This is a genomic window from Desulfobulbus oralis (assembly GCF_002952055.1).
Classification (GTDB): domain Bacteria; phylum Desulfobacterota; class Desulfobulbia; order Desulfobulbales; family Desulfobulbaceae; genus Desulfobulbus; species Desulfobulbus oralis.
Genome location: NZ_CP021255.1, coordinates 1,282,149 through 1,301,648, shown reverse-complemented (window position 1 = coordinate 1,301,648; position 19,500 = coordinate 1,282,149). Strand labels below are relative to the sequence as shown.

The following is a 19,500-nucleotide window of genomic DNA, read 5'->3' as shown; positions in this document are numbered from 1 at the left end:
TTGCATTTCCCGGTTCCATGCCTGTCCTTTCTTGACAGCCTGGAGGAAAACGGGTATGGGGGAATCAACAGGTCGTGATGACGACCCAATGTTTCAGGTGGCCCGTTTCCGCCGGCGCGGACGGGCTGAAAATGGGAACCCGGTGCAAATCCGGGACGGGCCCGCCGCTGTAACCGGGGACGAACATTACAAAAGTCACTGTTGGCCAGATTGATCGGGAGCAACGGGAAGACGTAATGGGAGGATGAGCCGGGAGTCAGAAGACCTGCCTGAAAACAGCACACGCGCCTCCGCGGACAAGAGGCTGCGCGCTTCATTCGAGGAGAAAAGGGCATCCCGGATCGTGCAGACGGTCCGGGTTTTTTTGTCCCTTTTTCCGCGGGTGGCAGTCTCCGAATCGGCCGCTGCAAAGATAGAGAGCCCAACAGCCTGTTCTGTCATGGAATCCATCTCTCTTCGCCGCTATCTGCGTCTTGCCATCCCCTTTATGCTGGCCACCATGACCCAGCCCCTTCTGGGCGCGGTGGACACCGCGGTTGTCGGCCGTCTGGACAGTCCGGTCTTTATCGGCGGCGTAGCGGTCGGCACGGTCATCTTCAACACCATCTACTGGCTTTTCGGCTTTCTCCGGGTCGCGACCTCCGGCTTTTCCGCCCAGAGCCTGGGGCAAAACAGGCCGGAAGACATGGTCTGCTCCTGGCTCCGGCCGCTCTGCATCGCCACGCTGATCGGCCTCACGCTGACCATCTGCCAACTGCCCCTGCACCGGGGCGCAATGGCCATCTACCATGCCGAGCCCGATGTGGCCCGCTGCGCCAGCCAGTACTTTCATATCCTGATCTGGGGCGCCCCCCTGGTGCTGATCCATTATGTCAATCTCGGCTGGCTCATGGGCCGCGGCCTTGTGCGACATGTCCTGGTGCTGCAGATCGGGGCCAATATCCTCAACATTCTTCTGGACCTGCTCTTTGTGCTGGGCCTCCACCTGGCCGTGTCCGGCGTGGCGGCGGCAACCCTGATCGCCCAGATCTTCTCCTTCCTGCTGGGTTGCCATTTTGTACTGAGGCAGATTCCCCGCTCCATGATTGCCCAACACGCCCACAGGATCGGGGATCCTGCCGGGCTCAAAAAAATACTCGCGGTCAACGGCGACTTCTTTATCCGCACCCTCTGCCTGATGACCATGACCAACATCTTTGTCGCCCGGGGCGCGGGCATGGGCTCGGATGTGCTGGCCGCCAACGCCATTCTCTTCCAGTTGCAGTATCTGATGGCCTCGCTCTTCGACGGCCTGGCCAATGCCGCTTCGGTCTTTGCCGGCAGATCTGTGGGCAGCCGGAACCGGGCGGCCTTTTTCGAGAGCAGGAACGTGGCGGCGCGGAGCATGTGCTGGCTGGGCGCGGCGCTGGCGCTGCTCTTGCTGCTTGGCCCCAACCTGATCCTGCGCTGCTTCACCGATCTGGAACAGGTGCTGGGCCTGTGCCGCCAATACATGTTCTATCTGATCCTCTATGTGCCGGCCATGGCTCCCGGTCTGGTCTGGTACGGCCTGTTCTCCGGCGCCACCTGCACGGCGCCCATCCGCAATTCAACGATCGCGGCGCTTTTGATCTTTCTCGTTCTGGTCTTTACGCTCATTCCGCTGCTGCACAATCACGGCCTGTGGATTGCCTTCATTGCCTTCTGCATCGCCCGCTCAGTCATCCTGATCGCTTACTGGAACCGTATGGTTGCGCAGAGCTTCCCCCAAAATCTGCAACCGGCAGGACACGGCACATGATCCAATCCATTTTGCGCAAGATCCCGGAGCTGCTGGTGGTGATGCTGGCCGCCACCCTGGTCACCTTCTTCCTCACCTGGCTCAGCCCCAGCGATCCGGCCCGGATCTACTTCGATGCCAGGGGCATTTCTCCCAGCCCCGAGGCCCTGGCCGGGATGCGACACGAGATGGGCCTGGACCGGCCTTTCATCGTCCAGTACGGCCGATGGCTGAACGGCATGCTGCACCTGGACGCCGGCAAGTCGCTGCGCACCGGCGAGTCGGTGTCCCAAATGGTGAAAAGCCGCTTTTTCATGACCTTCAAGCTGGCCCTGGCCGCCATCGGGCCCATGTTCATCTGCTCCTTTGCCCTGGGCATTCTGGCCGCGCTCAAGGAAGGCTCCTGGATCAACCTCCTGATTCGGGGCTTCTCCTTTGCCGGCATCTCCATCCCGGATTTCTGGCTGGGCCTGATGATGATTCTGGTCTTCATCGTGCACCTGCACTGGTTCCGGCTGACCGACCCCTACGCGGCCTCCAGTCTGGTGCTGCCAGCCGCCACCCTGGTCATCCCGCTGATCTGCCGCTACACCCACCAGATTCAGGCCATGATCGGCGAAGAAATGACGAAGGAGTACGCGATCGGCGCACGGGCGCGCGGCTGCCGGGAATGGCGCATCGTGCTCTTCCACGTGCTGCCCGCGGTGCTGGGCAGTCTGGTCACCCTCTTTGGCCTGTCCTGTGCGCTGCTGCTGGGCGGCACAGTCATTGTGGAAGCCATCTTTTCCTGGCCGGGCCTCGGCACCATGGCCATCGAAGCCATCAACGCCCGCGACTATCCGGTGTTGCAGGCCTATGTCATGGTCATGGTCTGCATCTACGTGGGCATCAACTTTATCACCGATGTGGTGGCCGAGCTGCTGGATCCGCGCCTCAGACTGACAGGGGGGCAGGCATGAAAACAAGGCGATGGAACAAGAACACCCAGTTTTACACGGCCGTCGGGCTGGCCGGCATCCTGGTGGCCGTAGCGCTGCTTGGCCCCTGGCTCGCGCCCCACTCGGCCTTTGAAACCGACTTCCTGCACACCATGGAAGCGCCGGGCCGCGACTATCCGCTGGGCACGGATCAGGTGGGCCGCTGCATTCTCTCCCGGCTGCTGTACGGCGCACGCATTTCACTCGGCATGACCTTTGGCATGCTGGCCGCGATTTTCGTGCTGGGCCTCATCATCGGCACCATTGCCGGCATGCGCGGCGGCTGGGCCGACACCTGCATCATGCGGCTGGCCGACACCATTCTGGCCTTTCCGGACCTGATTTTCGCCATCGCCGTGGTCGGCCTTTTGGGACCGGGCATTATCAACACCATCTGCGCCCTGGCCATCATCTGGTGGACCAAATTCGCCCGGCTGGCCCGGGTCCTGGTGCGCACCACCGTGCAGAGCGACGCCTTCATTGCCGGGCGCATGGCCGGGGCGGGCCCCTTCAAGCTGGTGCAGAGCTATATCCTGCCCGCCATCTTTCCGCCCATGCTCACCCAACTGAGCCTGGACATCGGCAACATGATGCTGGCCCTGGCCGGGCTGTCCTTTCTGGGCCTGGGCGTGCAGCCGCCCACCCCGGAATGGGGCAACATGCTGAGCGAAGGCCGCGACTATCTGCAGAGCGCACCCTGGCTGGTCATCTATCCGGGCCTGGCCATTTTCGGCGTGGTGGTGGTTTTCAACATTCTGGGCGACGCCACGAGAAAATATCTCAATCCGGAGCGCTACTGAAGACTCCGTCACAACAACCTTCACCAGGAGGATGCAATGCAGAGGAACAGCTTTCTGGCCGGTTTTCTGGCCGCCGCCCTGGCCTTCGCCACGACCGGCGCAACAGGCGCGACCAGGGCACTGGCCGCCGATGCGGCACAGGAAAAAACCGTCAACATGGCCATCTTCTGGCTGGACGGCGACATCGACCCCATTTCCGCCTGGCACGGCTGGACGCTCACCCGCACCGGCGTGGGCGAAAATCTGGTGCAGGTGGACGAAAACCTGCAATTCAAACCCTCCATTGCCGAGAAGTGGGAGCAGACGGACGAGCGCACCACCCGCTTCATCATCCGCGACGGCGTTACCTTCCACAACGGCAGGACGGTGGATGCCGCGGCCTGCAAGGCTTCCCTGGAGCGCGCCCTGAACGAAAGCGACCGGGCCGACATCAAGTTTCCGGTGGAGAGCATCAGCGCCGAGGGCCGGGTCCTCACCATCAAAACCAAACAAGCCTACCCGACCCTTCTGAACATGCTGGCCGATACGGTCTTTATCATCGTGGACGCCGAGGCGGCGAAACAGGCGGGGCCCGACTTCAAGTTCAAGCCCATCTGCACCGGGGCCTTCAAGGTGGAGAGCTTTTCCCCGCAAACCGGCCTGGTGCTGAGCGCCCACCAGGCTCACTGGAAGGGCAAACCCAAAGTGGACCGGGTGAACGCCAAGTACATCTCCGACGCCAAGAGCCGGTCCATGGCCCTGCAGTCCGGGGAGCTGGATTTCGCGGCCCAGATCATGCCGGCCGATCTGCCCATTCTGCAGAAGGACCCCAAGCTGCAGGTACTGAGCGGGCCGAACCTGCGCATCTTCCTGCTGCGCATCAACATGGCCCATCCGATCATGCACGATCCGGCCTTCCGGCAGGCCCTGCACTACGCCATCCAGAAAGATGTGTACGCGGAAAAGATCGCCCACGGCATTCCGGCGCGCGGCCCCTTCAGCGAGGTGCTCGATTTTGGCCACAGGGGGGCGGATTCCTATCCCTACAACCCGGAAAAGGCGAAAGCCCTTCTGGATCAACTGGGCTACAGGGACAGCAACGGCGACGGCATCCGGGAATTTCAGGGCAAAAACATCGTGCTCCAGTACCTGTATGCCACCAACCACGGGGCGGAGGCCAAAAATATCGGCATTGCCATGCAGCAGGATCTGAAAAAGGTGGGCATCGGCCTGGAAACACAGCAGATGGAAAACTACGCCAGCGCCGCGCAGGCCGGCAAGTTCGATTTTCTCTATGAGCGCTGGACTTCCGCCCCCGCGGTCGATCCGCAGTACTTTCTGGATTCCGCTTTCAAAACCGGTTCCTCCTCGCTTGGAGCAGGCAACGTGGGCAGGTACAGCAACAAGGCTCTTGACGCCCTGATCGACGAGATGAGCACGGTCTCGGACAGGGAAAAGCGCAATGAGCTGGGCCGGAAAGGCGCGCAGATCCTCATGGATGACGTGGCCGCCATCTTCCTCTTCTATCAGACCGGCAACGTGGTCTACAACAAACGCATCGACGGCATTCACCGCTTTGTTTCCGAAATCTACTACATCGATGACCGGTTGAAACTCGCCCAATGAAACATCTGGTTGCCGCAGAAAATCTGGCCATTGCCTATCCCGGAGGGCATATCGCCCTCCAGGATGTGAGCTTTGCCCTGGCTCCCGGCGAGACCTTGGGCATTGTCGGTGAATCGGGCTCGGGCAAGACCACCCTGATTCGCCAGCTCGTCAACCTGCCTTCGTCCCATGCGGCCGTGGTGGCCGGCCGCATCCTGTTCAGGGACGAGGATGTGGCCGGTCTGAGCGCCGAAAGGTGGCGACAGCTTCGGGGCGGGCATATCGCCATGGTCTTTCAGAACCCGGGCGCATCCCTGAACCCCATGCTGTCTGTGGAGCGGCAGTTTGTGGAGGCCATCCGCAACCACCGGAACCTGAGCAGAAAGGAGGCCCGGGCCCTGGCGCTCGAGGAAATAGCCCGGCTGGATCTGCAGGATCCCCCGGCCATTCTGGCCTCCCGCCCCTGGCAGCTTTCCGGCGGCATGAAGCAGCGGGTGGCCATTGCCATTGCGCTGGCCATGGATCCGGAACTCATTCTGGCGGACGAACCAACCGCCGCCCTGGACATGAGCACCCAGGCCACGGTCATGGCCGAATTCGCCGAACGCCGGCGCAGCCGGAATGCGGCCATCATCGTGGTCAGCCACAACATCTGCGCCTGCGCCCGCATTGCCGACCGGCTGATGGTGATGCGCCACGGCCGGGTCGAAGACTTCGACACCACGGCAGCCATTTTTTCCCGGCCGGCAGACAGCTACGCAGGCCAGTTGCTGCGTGCCATTCCCCAGTTGCAGGCAGACCGCCATGGACGCGACAGACACTGAACAAAACCTGCTGGAAATCCGGCATCTCAACAAAGCTTTTTGGAAGCGCGGCCGCAGTGTGCAGGCGCTGAAGAACATCACCCTGAACATCCGGGCCGGGGAATGCGTCGGCATGGTGGGCCAGAGCGGCTCGGGCAAATCCACACTGGCCCGCCTCCTGTGCCGTATTTACGAGCCGGACGAGGGCAAGGTGCTGTTCCAGGGCCAGGACGCCTTTGCAGTCAAGAGCCGTGACTACTACCGCCAGGTGCAGATGGTCTTTCAGGACCCGCTGGCGAGTTGCCCGCCCCGAATGCGGGTGGAGCGCTTTCTCCTGGAACCCTTTCGCAATTTCCGCCTGCTGGCCGGCCGCAATCCCCGCGAACTGGCCAGGGAACTGCTGGCACGGGTGCACCTTGGGGAGGAACTCCTGCCCAGGTATCCCGGCCAGCTCAGCGGCGGCCAGATGCAGCGGGTGGTCTTTGCCCGGGCCACCGGACTGTCCCCCAGACTGCTCATCTGCGACGAAGCCACCTCTGCCCTGGACACCACCATCCAGGCCCAGGTGGTGGCGCTGCTGCAGGAGTTGCGGCGGCAAATCGGCTTTGCCTGCCTCTTCATCACCCATGATCTGGCCCTGGCCGAATCGCTCTGCGATACCATTTACGTCATGGCGGACGGCGCGATCGCCGAGCGCCTGAGCAGCGGCAACATGGCGGCAGAGGCCAAAGCTCCGGCCACTCTGAGTCTGCTGGCCGCCTGCCGCTCCTTTTCCGATCTGGGCGCTTTTACGTCCTCCCGAGGCTGTACGTAAAAAAATTTGAACGGAAAATCAAAAAACTTGACTAACGATGCGGTGGCTCTTAGTATACAGATATCCGTTTTGTATATGCAGGCTCTTCTGCGAAAAAGCCATCCCTTCAAGCCCAAGGAGAAAGACCATGAAGAAGATTCTCGTTGCCAGCGCAGCCCTGTTGATGACCACAGGCCTTGCCGGTATTGCCCAGGCCGCGGATGCCGAGCCCGGGGTAAGCCTCAAAGGTGATGCCCGCGTTCGCGCCGTGTACCGCGACAATTTCGATTTCGGCAACAGCGACAAAGACGGCCACAGCTATATGGATTCCCGTGTCCGCCTGACTGTCAAAGGCACGGCTGCCGGCGGCGCCTATGCCATCGGCCGTATGACCATGTTGAGCTCCAAGCTGGAGAACAATGACGAAGATGATCCCAGCACTGCCGTTGATCCGAACACCATCTGGGTGGACAAGGCCTATATTGGCATTCCCTTCAGTGAGACCTTTATTCTGGAAGGCGGCAAGTACCGCGTTACCTACGGCAACGGCTTTTTCTACGATGACCTGCCTGTCGCGGGTCTGCGCGGCATCATCAAGACGGGCAACGTCGAAATCAACCCCTTTATCGAGTGGGAATCCGAAGGTCAGGCCTCGAAAATCAAGCAGGACAAGGATGAGGATAACGACTCCATGCGCTACGGTGTACACGTTGGCGTCCAGTTCAACGACGACTGGAACGGCGGCGTCCTGGTGGCCTATCAAAGCGATGACCGTGTGCAGTCTGTGCTGAACGAGGACGGCACCCTGGAAACCTTCAGCCAGCATAAAGGCTGGCTGGGCTCCCTGTATTTTTCGGGCAAAGCGGGCAACTTTGGTCTGGATGGCGAATTCGCCTACAACGAGGGCAATCTGGCAGGTTTCAACCAGTGGGTGGATGACCGCCACGACTATGGCGGCAAAGGCATAGGCACCGATGAGACAGACGCAGGCTTCGGCGCCTATCTGCAGCCTTCCTATACCATCGATGCCCTGACGCTGGCTCTCAATTTCGGTGGCACCGACGGTGGCTTCATCGCCGCTCCCGGATTTGGTTTCGTCATGATCGGCGCGGATCATCCGCTGACCGTAGTCAGTCCGGGTGAATTGGGTGACTGGCTGTGGGCCGGCTTTGTTGCCAGCTATGCCATCAGCGATGATCTGAACCTGACCGGCAATATCGTGTATGCCACTATCGACAACGATGCTTCCGTTGGCACGGACTCTCTTGAGAATGCGCTGGAAGTTTCCGCTGTCCTGGACTACACCATCAGCAAGGGGGCGACCTTCACCTGGTATGGTGGCGTGCTGATTCCGTCCTTCGAGGATTCCACGGTTGAAGATGATCCGGCAGTCGGTACCTATGGCAGACTGCAGGTCAAATTCTGATTGTTTGCAACAAGCCGCAAATGCAAAACGGCCTCCCTTTTTGGGAGGCCGTTTTTTTATGACCTTGAATTTACAATCTAAAGGCGACAGGAGGGGTTGGGAGAAGATAAAAAGCCCATAGACGGCAGTTATTCGCTAGAATGAGTTTCGCAAGCACAATCAGCGAAGGAGACTGACACCTATTGGGCAACAAGCATCTTACCGCAACAGAGCGGGAAAGTATACTGTGTCTTCGTGCTCAGGACTGCGGAATCCGCCAGATCGCCGGAGCCCTGAACCGAAGCCCTTCGACGATCAGCAGAGAGCTTCGGCGCAATCCCGTCAGGGGTGCCTGCAGTGCCCACGAGGCAGACAAGCTCTATCGTCTGCGCCGCAAGCGCTGCCGGCCGGCTTTCAAGCTGGAGGACAAAGCACTGCAATCCCTGCTCCAGGCCCGGCTCGAAGAGGGCTGGTCGCCGGAACAGATCAGGGGCAGGGAATCCCTTGCAGTATCCGTTACCACCATCTACCGGGCCGTGCAGTCCGGGCGCCTGTCCTTTGACGCAGGGAAACATCTGCGGCGCAGGGGCAAGCCCTACAGGAGGAAAACGCGGCAGGACGGCCGGGGGCGTCTCGGGGACACCGTTTCCATCGAGCTTCGTCCCAGGGACGCCGGCAGAGGCTTGACATCGGAGACTGGGAGGTGGACACCGTTCTGGGCAAGCCGGGGACTGGGGGTCTGGTTACCGTGGTTGACCGAAAGGCTCGCCTGCTGCTGGCAGCAAAGATAGAGGACAAATAGAGGACAAGACTGCGGCTGCTGTTCAGGTTGCCCTGATCCGTCTGCCTGATGGGCTGGAGTGCCGCAGCCTGACGACGGACAATGGCAAGGAGTTTGCCAGGCACAGGGAGATATCCGCCGCCCTGGGGGCTCCTGTGTACTTCGCCCATCCCCACAGCCCTGGGAGCGGGGTACAAACGAGAATACGGGACTCATTCGCGAATATCTGCCCAGGGGGCTCGATTTCCGGGGTGTGCGAAACGATGATGTTCTGCGGATTGTAGAATGTCTGAACAAGCGTCCCGGAAAGTGTCTCGGCTTTCGTAGCCCTCGTGAGGCCTTTTTCAATTTCCCTGTTGCTTTTGGATTGACAATCTAGCAGGAAAATCAGCGGCCGGGCTCCGGCCCGCCAGTCTTCCTAACGCACCATACGCTCCCCGATTTCCAGGTAATGCTCCCGGAGCGCCCTTGCAATCACCTCCGCGTTCCGGGTGGCAACCACACGGGCAAGGGCTTCGTGGCGCTGGCAAAAGTCCGATGGCGAAAAGAGCGTGCGCCATTTTTTGTAGCCCAGCACCTTCGAGATGGTAATGCAGGACAGGCGCGCCATTTCCACCAGTCTGCCGTTGTCACAGTGGCGGAGTAGAACGCTGTGAAACTGGTCGTCAAGTTCCATCAGGGCACCGGTGTCCGCAGCACTCTTGCTTCTCTGGCGCATTTCGTCCACTATTTCCGCCAGCTCCTGCGAATCGCCGTCCGTCCACTTCGCCAGAGAATCGCTGACCCCGACCGATTCCAGAATGCCGCCTACCGTGTAGCTGTCGACAATGTCCTTGTCACTGAGCAGACGTACCCGCTTGCCCTTCTGCGGCTCGGAAGTGACAATACCTTCATAGGCGAGTTCCTGCAGGGCTTCGCGGATGGGCGCCCGGCTGACGCTCAACCGTTCGCCCAGCACCGTTTCCTTGATGGGCTCGCCTGGCTGCAGTTCGCCGTCCCGGATCATGGTTCTGATAATCGTCGCGATCTTGCTCGAATAGGTTTCTTTTTCCAACACAGGAGAAAATGTCAAGACTTCCGCTCCTTCATGAAAACCCGACGACCCGGACAGGCCCGGCTCGGGGAATATGTGGACGTGGGGTGGTCAAAGCCCCGGACTTGCCGGGAACGATCCGGCATTGCAGGCAACGCGGTGGTCTGCCAGGATAGTTTGCCAGATTTGTCACCATAGTACAGAAACCTCTCAAAAAGCAAGTTGGCAAGCAGGGCCGGAGCCGCGCAGGGAAACGAAGCCCCCGAGACAGAGTGACACACATTCAGCCATAAAGGCCTGCAGCGGGTCGGTCCCCCGGGCGGCGACGGGGGCTGCCTCAGGCCGATTCCGGCGCGCCGTCGGATTCGGCGAAGCGACGGTTCCAGCCTGTGCTGATCGAGAACAGAAGCACTGACAAAAGCGCCCAGGAATAGGGATTGTACAGGGCCGAACTGATGGGCGGCGCAGTGATGCCGTAAGTCTCCGCAGCGTTGACGATGGCCCCGTACCAGGATGCCACCACGATATGCCAGGGCAGGGTGAAAAAGATCGTGCATACCGCGCAGTCCATCAGGTTGGCGCGTCGGGCCGCCGCAAGCCGGAACTTTTCGCCCATGGGACGGACCAGACTGGGGCCGACCAGCAGTTCTGCGGGCGCATTTGCCGAAATGGGAATGGAGGCCAGGATAGTCAGACCCACGATAAAAAGCTCTGCCTGTCGCACCGTGGCCACCACGCTTTTTTGGGCGAATGCAAGGATTTTGTTCATGATGCCGCATTCCACGAGAATCTGGGTGACAGCCAGAATCATGATGGCAAAGATGATCGCGCCAACCACGCCCTCTATGCCTGCCTGGATAATGCCCGTGGATGCGCCCGCCTTTTCGGGAATGCTGAACATGCCTCCTGGCTTGATAGTGCCGATGATGATGCCGATCACCGCGGCGGTGATGTTGCCGTAAATCAGGGCCTCAATGATGTGCCGGCCCCGCAACGCCGCGATCACGACCACCACCAGCGCCACCAGCATTCCCAGCCCGGCGGGGTTGAGGGCCGCATCTATTTCCGGCAGAGCTTTGGCCTCGCCGCCGCCGCCAAAGATTAGAAAGATTGTGGCCGCAATGCAGGCCGCACTGAGAGCCAGGGGAAAGCGGCTGCGCACCACCTCGCGCATGGTCGCGCCTTGGGTATAGGCGGAAACGATGGTTGTGTCCGACACCGGAGCCAGATTGTCGCCAAACGCCGCGCCGGAAAGAATGGCCAAGGCCAGCAGAACCGGATCGGAGCCCAGAAAATACCCCGCCGGATAGAGAGCCGGCGTCAGCGCAATGCAGGTGCCCGTGCTAGTTCCGGTTCCCAAGGCAAAGAGCATGGCCATCAGAAAGACCGTCACGGTAAAAATTGCGCCCTGGGCGCCGGTGGTCATGCCGAGCCAGAGCAGGCCGTTGACCAGGCCGCCGGCCGCCATGACTTTGCCAAAAACACCCGCAAACAGCCACGCCGTGACCACGACAATGCCCGTGGTATCCCCGATGCCACGCATCGCGGCTTTGCAGTAATCCGCTTTGTCGCGGGCGAAAAAGAGACCGCAGACCAAGGCAAGCCACGCACAGGCCCAGAAGGGCTTGGTGCCACCGCGCTGGGCAACGGAAAGCCAGACAAGAGTGATGACGAGAACGCTTATGGGCACGAGCCCGCCCCAGATGCCGCCATACATGCGCAAGGTTTTGTCCTGCATGGTGTTTTCCTCTTGTGGTTGTGGAACATCGGAATGCAGAAGTGTCTTGTTGTGTATTTTGAAATGTCGATATTCGTTTCCAAAAAAGCTGCCGTTTCACCGCCCGACCGTGCCTGACCGGGTATCTCCTGCCGTTCACCGTGCTCTCCAGGAGCGGGGGCATGCATCATTCTGCCGCACAGGGGCGCCCCCCCCCCCGGGGTGCCCTACTTGCCCTGGCGAAACGTGGGCAGATAGGCGTACAGGGCGGGCGAGCCGCCGGTATGCAGGAAAAGTACGTTGGAGCCCTTGGGGAAATATCCCTTGCGGGCCAGATCGATGAGGCCGGCCATGGCCTTGCCGGAATACACGGGATCCAGCAGCACAGCCTCGGTTTGTGCTAGCATTTTGACCGCCTCCACCATGGAATCCGTGGGTAGCGAATAGCCCGGCCCGACATAGTCGTCAAAGGCCACCACCTTCTCCGCAAGCACGCGCACATCCACGCCGATCAGCTCTAAAGACGCGTTGGCGACGGTCAGCACGGCCTGTTCCTGCACCAGCTTGGGCCGGTTGACGCCAATGCCGGTCACAGGGATGTCGATGTTGTTGCCGATCATGCCAGCGATGATGCCGCCGTGGGTGCCGGCGCTGCCGCTGGGCACCACCATGTGGTCAATTTTCAGGCCTATGTGGAACACCTGTGCCATGATCTCTTCCATGCAGCTGACATAGCCCAGCGAGCCTAGGGCGTTGGATGCTCCGCCAGGGATGATATAGGGTTTTTTGCCTTCGGCACTCAGCTTGTCCGCCACCTTCTGCATGGCGGCCATCATGTCCGTGCCCTTCTGCGCCACGGTAATATTTTTGACGCCCATGAGCTGAAAGAGGAAATTGTTGCCGGAGGCCTCGGGGTTGTACGAGTCGGGCACGCGCTCTTCCAGCACCAGGTGGCAGTCCATGCCTTCATGCACTGCCCAGGACAGGGTCAGGCGGCAGTGATTGGACTGCACCGCGCCGCAGGTAATGAGCGTGTCGCAGCCTTTGTTCAGCGCGTCGGCCACGCAGAAGTCCAGCTTGCGGGTCTTGTTGCCGCCGCCTGCGCCGGGTAGCATGTCGTCCCGTTTCATGTAAACACTGACGCCCGCACCAAGTGCCCTGGAAAAATTCGGCAAAAACTCAAGAGGCGTGGGTGCGGTCACATAGCCTCTGCGGGCGAACTTCGCGAGATTCATAATTCCTCCATGATGGTTTGCATGGTGCTTCCGAGCCTCCAATGGCGGGGAAAGATGTGCACCCTGTTTCTTTATGGTGCCGTGGGACATGCCCGCGCTGCCTGCTTCATTTACAGCACAACGATTGCTTCCACTTCCACCAGCCCGCCCATGGGCAACTGCTGCACGGCCACACAACTACGCGCCGGAAAGTTGCCGGCAAACACCTTCGCGTATTTGGCGTTTACGGCGGCGAAATCGTCCATGCTGGTCAGGTGTAGACGGTGGTTTTGACCACATTGGCGGTGCTGGCGCTCAGGGCATCCAGCAGTACCCACACATTGGCCAGAGTCTGGCGCGCCTGCGCAGACACCAGTTTTCCGGTGGCCGGATCAAGGCCCAGCTACCCGGAGAGATATACGGTATGCCTGCCTGCACACCCTGGGAATACGGGCCCACAGCGGCGGGTACCTGCGGGCTGGTCACGATCTTGTTTATCATTGCTCCTTAACCGGCAAAGTTCAAAGTTTGTATTGTATAATGTATTAATAAATGTCGACATTTAATAATGCATATACCGAACTCTTGTCCTCCTGTCAAGGGGGAGAACAGGAACGGTCCAAAAGTCTGGGGTGCTGGAGAAACCTTTGGCGGCGACTCCCCTAAAACTGGGAGGTCAAAACGGAGAACATATCAGGGCGAGCGTGAGTGATTTTGCAAAGGGTCATGCCTAGGCTCAGGCCTCATTAATTGCCAAAAAGCAGCAAATCTGGTTAGTTGTGCTCAAGGAGGACGCCATGAGCCAACTTTTCTCCCTTTCTGCCGAGCAACTCGAACGTATCAAGCCCTTCTTTCCACGTTCACATGGTATTCCGCGGGTCGATGACCGGAAAGTCATCAGCGGCATCATTTATGTCATCAAACATGGCCTGCAGTGGAAAGATGCGCCGCGCGAGTATGGCCCGTACAAGACGCTCTACAATCGTTTTTTGCGCTGGAGCCGGATGGGCGTCTTCAACAATATTTTTACCGAATTGGCAAAAACAGCGGGACAGGATGGCCAGGTGATGATCGATGCCACCCACCTCAAGGCGCATCGTACCGCCGCCAGTTTGCTCAAAAAAGGGCTCTTTCCCGCTGCATCGGACGCACAAAGGGCGGGCTGAACTCCAAAACCATGCCCTTTGCGACGCTCACGGCAGGCCAGGTGAGCGACTACAAGGGAGCCGCCCTGCTTATGGATGCCATAGATGCTTTGCCCGAGACCAGGGAGCTGCTGGCGGACCGTGCTTATGACGCCGACTGGTTCCGTGATGCCCTGCGTACCAGAGGCATTACGCCCTGCATCCCGCCCAGAAGGAGCCGAAAGAGACCCTGCTCGTACGATCAAAATCTGTATAAACAGCGGCACAAGATCGAGATCATGTTTGGCAGGAATGTGCAGGCAGCCAGATGCGGGCCTCCGCGCCACCGTCCAGGCGGCCCTGCAGAACAAAGTGGCCGTGGTGATCTGCAAGCACCTTGTGGACAAAGGCCAGACCCAGGCCAGTGCCCACTGTCTTGGTGGTAAAAAAAGGATCGCTGACATTCTTCAGCATGGCGTCCTTAATGCCCTGCCCCCTGTCCAAAAGCGACAGGGCCTGACCCTCGCCCTCCGCGGCAAGGCGCATGACGATCTCCCCCCCCCCCGGCATGGCATCCATGGCGTTGACCAAAAGATGCACCAGCACCTGCTGGATCAGTTTCGGGTCCAGTTCGATTGCGGGCAGCTCCTCCGGGAAATCGCAGGTCAACGAAATGTGCCGCTCCACCATATCCTGTCGGCACAGGCGGCCTGCATTCCTCGCCACCTCGGCAAGCAATGCGGTCGTGTATACCGGCTCGATGGTGTCGCCAAAACTGGACAGATCGGCCAGAATCTTCTCCAGTTTGTCCACTTCGACCACCATCATGTCTAAAAACTTCCGGATATCCCTGTCCGCCACCTTGCGTTTCAGAAACTGGGCCGTGCCGCCAATGGCCGCAATGGGGTTTTTGATGTTATGGGCCAACTGCGCCGCCATGTGGCCGACTGCGGAGTAACGCCCCGAATTCACCAGCATTTCCTGGTTTTTGTGCAGTTCTCTGGTCACCGCTTCCAACTCGGCCACCTTGTCCTGCACGGTCTGGTACAGGCTGCAGTGTTCGATGGCCAGGCTGGCCTGGCTGAGGAAGCTCTCCAAGGCGTGCAACTGTTCGGCAGTGATAGGATGGTGGGAGATGAAGTTGTCCACAATGACAACGCCCAGCGTACGCTCCGGCGAAAAGAGCGGGGCAATGACAAAGCTGTCTTCCTGCAGCAGCCGGATCAGATCCTCTGGCACCGGGTATTCGGCCTGACCGTTCCGCACCACAAAAATGCGGCGTTCGCTCAGGGCCCGCAGCGCCAGATGCTCGCTTGCGCCGGCATCGATCTTGAAGCCCCTGATGCGGCTGAGCAGGCCCGCATCGCCTGAGCCAGGCGGACTCCTGTGGAGGTTCTTCAGCAGATCGTCCAGGGTCAGGTGCTGGCGCTGGATGTCCTGCCAGATGCTGGCGCCCTCTTCCTGGCTGATCGGGCCGATGGCATAGCGGCCGACCAGAAATTTGCGGTCTTTTGAGAAGGGCAGCGCAATGGCCCGGTTGAAGCCCAGTCCCTCGTGGGCCGTAATGCCGGTGAGCATGGCCTGCACAAGGGTGTTCAGATCGGTGATCCGCAGGTAGGAGCCGATCATGCTGATCGACAGGCGGTGGGTCCGTTCGATGCGCTGCCGCGCCTTCTCCAGTTGGTGCTGATATTGACGGGCATGGAGGGCCAAACGCCGCTGACCCAGGACCTGGCGGATCGTATTCAGCAAAGCGTCGAGGCGCACCGGCTTGGTCAGATAGTCGTTCGCCCCATGGCGCAGGCAGAGCAGAGCGGTGTCCAGACTCGTGGCGGCGGTCAGCATGACCACGGCAGTATCGGGCTGCTGGGCCCTCAGCTCGGGCAACAGGCTGACGCCATTGGCATCCGGCAGGACGATGTCCAGCAGCACCAGGGCGATCTTACTGTTGTCGAAGAGCCGCCAGAGTTCGCCAGCCGAGCCGGCGCTGATCGTGACAAAGCCGTGCTGCTGCAAAAATATGCCAAGCAGCTCGGTAATATCAGGGTGATCGTCAACAACGGCAATGCACTCCCCAGCCGCCAGCAGCTCCCTGTCTGCAAGCGAAGAAGATAGGGTTCCGTCGGATGAAATAGGCATGGTGTGGGTGTTTTGAAGGGCAAAAAAGGATCTTTCATGTTTACTGCCCGGAGAAGTGCTTTGTCAAGCGCCATACAGGAAGGCAGCGGCCCGTGCCGCTCCTCTGCCGGGGAGGCGTTGTCAGTACAGGGCAGGTATGGTAAACAAAGGCGGCATCAGCATAGTTATCGATCCACTGAACAGACGCGCAGGAACAGAGAGCCCCATGCCGCAGCCCCTTCCCTTCAAAGCCTTAGAGTTGCGCCATGTCTGAAATGGCCGATATTTTTGGCGAAGGCGGTCTGTTTGCCCGCAAGGTGCCGGGCTTTGTCCACAGGCCGGACCAGCTCCGCATGGCAGCGGCAGTGGCAGCGCTGCTGGCGGACGACGAAAACGAGCACGGCGAGGCCGAGTCCTGCGCCTGTCTGAGCGTAGAGGCGGAAACCGGTCTCGGCAAAACGCTGGCCTATCTGGTGCCGGCCGTGTGCAGCGGCAGGAAGGTGGTGGTTTCCACCAATACCCGCAATCTGCAGGACCAGATTCTGCACCGGGAGATTCCGCTCATCAAAAAATGGCTGGCTCCAGGTCTGTATGCGATCTGCGTCAAGGGCCGGCAAAATTATCTCTGCCTCTACCGCTGGCACCAGATGGTGGCTGCGCAGGAAGAGCGTCTTTTCGCAACAGCTCCTGAAATCAGGAAGCTCGGCGCATGGGTGGAAAAAACCCGGCACGGCGACCGGGCTGAGCTGAACTGGCTCTCCGGTACTTCACCCTTCTGGCAGCGCATCTGCTGCCAGCATCACTTCTGCCTGGGCAGCGATTGTCCGGCCTATACGGCCTGTTTTCTGACCCAACTGCGACGCGATGCGGCCGCTGCCGATCTGCTGGTAGTGAATCATCACCTGCTGTTTTCCGACCTGGCCGTTCGGCGTACCGGCTTTGGCGAGGTCCTGCCCCGCTACGAAAGCGTGCTTTTCGACGAGGCTCACCATCTGGAAAACGTGGCTACCACCTTTTTTGGCCGCAGTTGTTCCCGCTTGCAAGTGATGGATCTGGCCAGTGACCTGGAGCGCAGCGCCAAGGCCGAACTGTCGGCCGACAGCCAGGCTGCGGTGCTGGCCGAAGCCACAGCGCTCTCTGCGGCGGCCGAGCGCTTTGCCGCCGCCTTTCCACCCCAGCGCGGCCGCTTCCCACTGGACTGGCAGGACCCGCAACTGGCCGCCGGCAGGGAGCAGGCCGAACATCTGGCGAATGTGCTTGCGGATGCAGCCGGCCGTCTGAAAGACCTGGGCAGGAGCCGGGGCGGACAGTGGGAGCAGTACGGCGCGCGTGCGGAAGAACTTTCGGAGCGGCTGCGGGATCTCGTGGCCCCGCCGGAGGCGGCGCCGAACCCAGACGGCCCGGAAGCGCCGGAGCGGCTTGACCGCCACAGTTTCACCTTTTGGTACGAACGGACGGACCGCAATCTGAGCGTTTCGGCCACACCGGTCGAGGTGGCGGACGAGCTGCACAAAACGCTCTACGCCACGGTCAAGCACTGTCTCTTCACTTCGGCCACCCTCACCACGGGCGGCACTTTTACCTACTTTTTCAGCCGCATGGGCCTGAAGGCCGATACCCAGGCCCTGTCTCTGGCCTCTCCTTTCGATTACGCCGGGCGCAGCCTGCTGTATGTGCCGGAACGCGGCTTTCCGGAGCCGGCTGCCCCCGGGTACCAGCGCGCCCTGCATGAGCGCATCGCGGAACTGGTGCGTCTGGCCAATGGCCGGGCCCTGGTGCTCTTCACCTCGCGCCAGGCCATGGAAACGGCGCACACCGCGCTCTCGGGCCGCCTGCCCTTCCCGCTCTTCATCCAGGGCGAGGCATCACGCCACACGCTGCTCGACCGCTTCAGCCGGGAGGTGAACTCCGTGCTCTTTGCCGTGGCGAGTTTCTGGGAGGGCGTGGACGTGCCGGGCGAGTCGCTGAGTCTCGTCATCATGGACAAGCTGCCCTTCGAGGTGCCGACCGATCCGGTCGTCAAGGCCCGGATGCAGCGCATTGAGGAACAGGGCGGCAAGCCCTTTTTCAGTTTCCAGATTCCCAGGGCCATTTTTACCCTGCGTCAGGGTGCGGGCCGTCTGATGCGCAGCACCCAGGACCGGGGAGTGATTGCGATCCTGGACGTACGCCTGATGACGAAGGGCTATGGCCGCCAGTTTGTCGCGAGTCTGCCCCCAAGCCCCCTGACCCACGATCTTGCTCGTGTGGCCGCCTTTTTTTCCACGGAACAATCCGAATGAATACAGACAAGTCGCCACTCAAATCCGCCCTGCAGGCCATTGCGGCACAGGTGGAACAGGCCATGCAGGCCGAACTGCAGGAACACCTGGCTGCCGCGGACCCCCTGCTGAAGGAGGTGCTGCACTATTCGCTCTTCAGCGGAGGCAAGCGAATTCGTCCCGTGCTGTGCGTCATCTCCGCCCGGGCCTGCGGCCGGGACGATAGCGCCCTGTACTCGCTCGCCGCGGCGCTTGAGTACCTGCACACCGCGACCCTGATGCACGACGATGTGATCGACCATGCCCCGCTCAGGCGGGGCCGGGAGACCACGGTAGAGCGCTTTTCACTTGCGGACGCCATTCTGGCCGGCGACTGGCTCCATGCCCGCAGCCTGTATCTGGTAGGCAGGCTGACCGCTGCGGCAGGCCTGGAGGTCTTTTGTCGGGCCACCGAAGGCCTGGCGAACGGCGAGTTTCTGCAGAAACGGCTGGCCGGCGATCCGGCAGCCACAGAGGCGGACTACTTCGAGGTGATCCGCCAGAAGACGGGCAACCTGATTGCCTCGGCCTGTGCCCTGGGCGCCCTGTATGCGGGCGCGCGGCCAGAGCAGGTGGCGGCGCTGCGGCGCTACGGCGAGCTGGTGGGCATGGCCTTCCAGATTGTGGACGACCTGCTGGACTATACCGGCAAGGGCGCGGAGACCGGCAAGGAGCTTGGCAACGACTTCAGGGAAGGCAAACTCACTCTGCCACTGTTACGCGCGCTGGCCGCAGCCGGGCCTGACGAGCGACAGGCCATGCGGGCATTGATTGCAGGAGACCGCAGCCAGCCTGCGGCAGTGACGCAGATGACAGTGTGCATTGCACACCTGGGCGGCTTCCGCTCGGCGGCTGCGACGGCACGGGAATACATAGCCCGGGCCGTGCAGGAACTGAGCGGCCTTCTGGCCGCACCCGCCAGCGCTGCCCACGCGGCACTCCTGCAGGAACTGGCTGAATATATTCTGATCAGGGAAAAGTAGGGGAGCAGAAGAGCGGCGAGTACAGGCTGTGCCCGCTTTGAGAGGCCGGCAAGCTCCAGGGCTCCCTGTTGACGCTGGCCCCCCAAGGGCTTTCATATGCCCCGGAAAA

At 60.8% G+C, this 19,500-nt stretch carries 15 protein-coding genes, 2 pseudogenes and 1 riboswitch; of the genes and pseudogenes, 11 read left to right on the top strand and 6 right to left on the bottom strand.

Annotated elements, in window-relative coordinates:
* Positions 1 to 78 precede the first annotated feature (78 nt).
* A riboswitch (cobalamin riboswitch) is annotated at positions 79 to 287 on the top strand.
* 152 nt (positions 288 to 439) lie between these two features.
* From CAY53_RS05780 to CAY53_RS14105, 8 genes and pseudogenes are all read left to right on the top strand, one after another.
* Positions 440 to 1,780, top strand: coding sequence for an MATE family efflux transporter (locus tag CAY53_RS05780; protein WP_219842740.1), 1,341 nt, complete (start codon positions 440 to 442; stop codon positions 1,778 to 1,780).
* Positions 1,777 to 2,718, top strand: a complete 942-nt coding sequence (locus tag CAY53_RS05775; protein WP_104936320.1) for an ABC transporter permease — start codon at positions 1,777 to 1,779, stop codon at positions 2,716 to 2,718. The genes CAY53_RS05780 and CAY53_RS05775 overlap by 4 nt, the downstream gene beginning before the upstream one ends.
* Entirely contained in the window at positions 2,715 to 3,536 is an 822-nt protein-coding gene (locus tag CAY53_RS05770) for an ABC transporter permease (protein ID WP_104936319.1), read from the top strand. Before CAY53_RS05775 ends, CAY53_RS05770 begins: the two co-directional genes overlap by 4 nt.
* A 36-nt stretch (positions 3,537 to 3,572) precedes the next feature.
* Entirely contained in the window at positions 3,573 to 5,141 is a 1,569-nt protein-coding gene (locus tag CAY53_RS05765; protein WP_104936318.1) for an ABC transporter substrate-binding protein, read from the top strand.
* Positions 5,138 to 5,944, top strand: coding sequence for an ABC transporter ATP-binding protein (locus CAY53_RS05760; RefSeq protein ID WP_104936317.1), 807 nt, complete (start codon positions 5,138 to 5,140; stop codon positions 5,942 to 5,944). The genes CAY53_RS05765 and CAY53_RS05760 overlap by 4 nt, the downstream gene beginning before the upstream one ends.
* Positions 5,925 to 6,737: an ABC transporter ATP-binding protein gene (locus tag CAY53_RS05755; protein ID WP_104936316.1), complete on the top strand. Its 813-nt coding sequence runs from the start codon at positions 5,925 to 5,927 to the stop codon at positions 6,735 to 6,737. Before CAY53_RS05760 ends, CAY53_RS05755 begins: the two co-directional genes overlap by 20 nt.
* A 127-nt stretch (positions 6,738 to 6,864) precedes the next feature.
* A complete protein-coding gene (locus CAY53_RS05750) occupies positions 6,865 to 8,142 on the top strand; it encodes a porin family protein (protein ID WP_104936315.1) in 1,278 nt (425 codons plus the stop codon).
* Between the two features lie 203 nt (positions 8,143 to 8,345).
* Positions 8,346 to 8,459, top strand: a pseudogene (locus CAY53_RS14105) (helix-turn-helix domain-containing protein); the annotation flags it as partial.
* Positions 8,460 to 9,320: 861 nt separating this feature from the next.
* Here CAY53_RS14105 and CAY53_RS05740 read toward each other — a convergent pair.
* From CAY53_RS05740 to CAY53_RS14095, 5 genes are all read right to left on the bottom strand, one after another.
* On the bottom strand, positions 9,321 to 9,974 hold the full coding sequence (locus CAY53_RS05740) for a GntR family transcriptional regulator (protein WP_181040446.1): 654 nt from the start codon (positions 9,972 to 9,974) through the stop codon (positions 9,321 to 9,323).
* A 298-nt stretch (positions 9,975 to 10,272) separates the two neighbouring features.
* Complete coding sequence (locus CAY53_RS05735) at positions 10,273 to 11,673, bottom strand: Na+/H+ antiporter NhaC family protein (RefSeq protein ID WP_104936312.1); 1,401 nt, start codon at positions 11,671 to 11,673, stop codon at positions 10,273 to 10,275.
* Positions 11,674 to 11,879: 206 nt separating this feature from the next.
* On the bottom strand, positions 11,880 to 12,887 hold the full coding sequence (gene cuyA, locus CAY53_RS05730) for a D-cysteate sulfo-lyase (protein ID WP_104936311.1): 1,008 nt from the start codon (positions 12,885 to 12,887) through the stop codon (positions 11,880 to 11,882).
* Between the two features lie 110 nt (positions 12,888 to 12,997).
* Positions 12,998 to 13,132: a Rid family hydrolase gene (locus tag CAY53_RS14100; protein ID WP_104936310.1), complete on the bottom strand. Its 135-nt coding sequence runs from the start codon at positions 13,130 to 13,132 to the stop codon at positions 12,998 to 13,000.
* Between the two features lie 5 nt (positions 13,133 to 13,137).
* Positions 13,138 to 13,239, bottom strand: coding sequence for a RidA family protein (locus CAY53_RS14095; protein WP_219842739.1), 102 nt, complete (start codon positions 13,237 to 13,239; stop codon positions 13,138 to 13,140).
* A 424-nt stretch (positions 13,240 to 13,663) separates the two neighbouring features.
* On the opposite strand from CAY53_RS14095, the pseudogene CAY53_RS13440 reads away from it, so the two are divergent.
* Positions 13,664 to 14,301 (top strand): annotated as a pseudogene (locus CAY53_RS13440) (IS5 family transposase); the annotation flags it as partial.
* Here CAY53_RS13440 and CAY53_RS05715 read toward each other — a convergent pair.
* The gene (locus CAY53_RS05715) at positions 14,288 to 16,129 is read right to left on the bottom strand and encodes a response regulator (RefSeq protein ID WP_104936308.1); all 1,842 of its coding nucleotides are present in this window, start codon (positions 16,127 to 16,129) and stop codon (positions 14,288 to 14,290) included. The pseudogene CAY53_RS13440 and the gene CAY53_RS05715 overlap by 14 nt on opposite strands.
* A 245-nt stretch (positions 16,130 to 16,374) precedes the next feature.
* Between CAY53_RS05715 and yoaA the strand changes: the two genes are divergently transcribed.
* The gene (yoaA, locus tag CAY53_RS05710) at positions 16,375 to 18,390 is read left to right on the top strand and encodes a DNA repair helicase YoaA (RefSeq protein ID WP_245874901.1); all 2,016 of its coding nucleotides are present in this window, start codon (positions 16,375 to 16,377) and stop codon (positions 18,388 to 18,390) included.
* On the top strand, positions 18,387 to 19,391 hold the full coding sequence (locus CAY53_RS05705; RefSeq protein ID WP_104936307.1) for a polyprenyl synthetase family protein: 1,005 nt from the start codon (positions 18,387 to 18,389) through the stop codon (positions 19,389 to 19,391). Before yoaA ends, CAY53_RS05705 begins: the two co-directional genes overlap by 4 nt.
* The last annotated feature ends 109 nt before the right edge of the window (positions 19,392 to 19,500 follow it).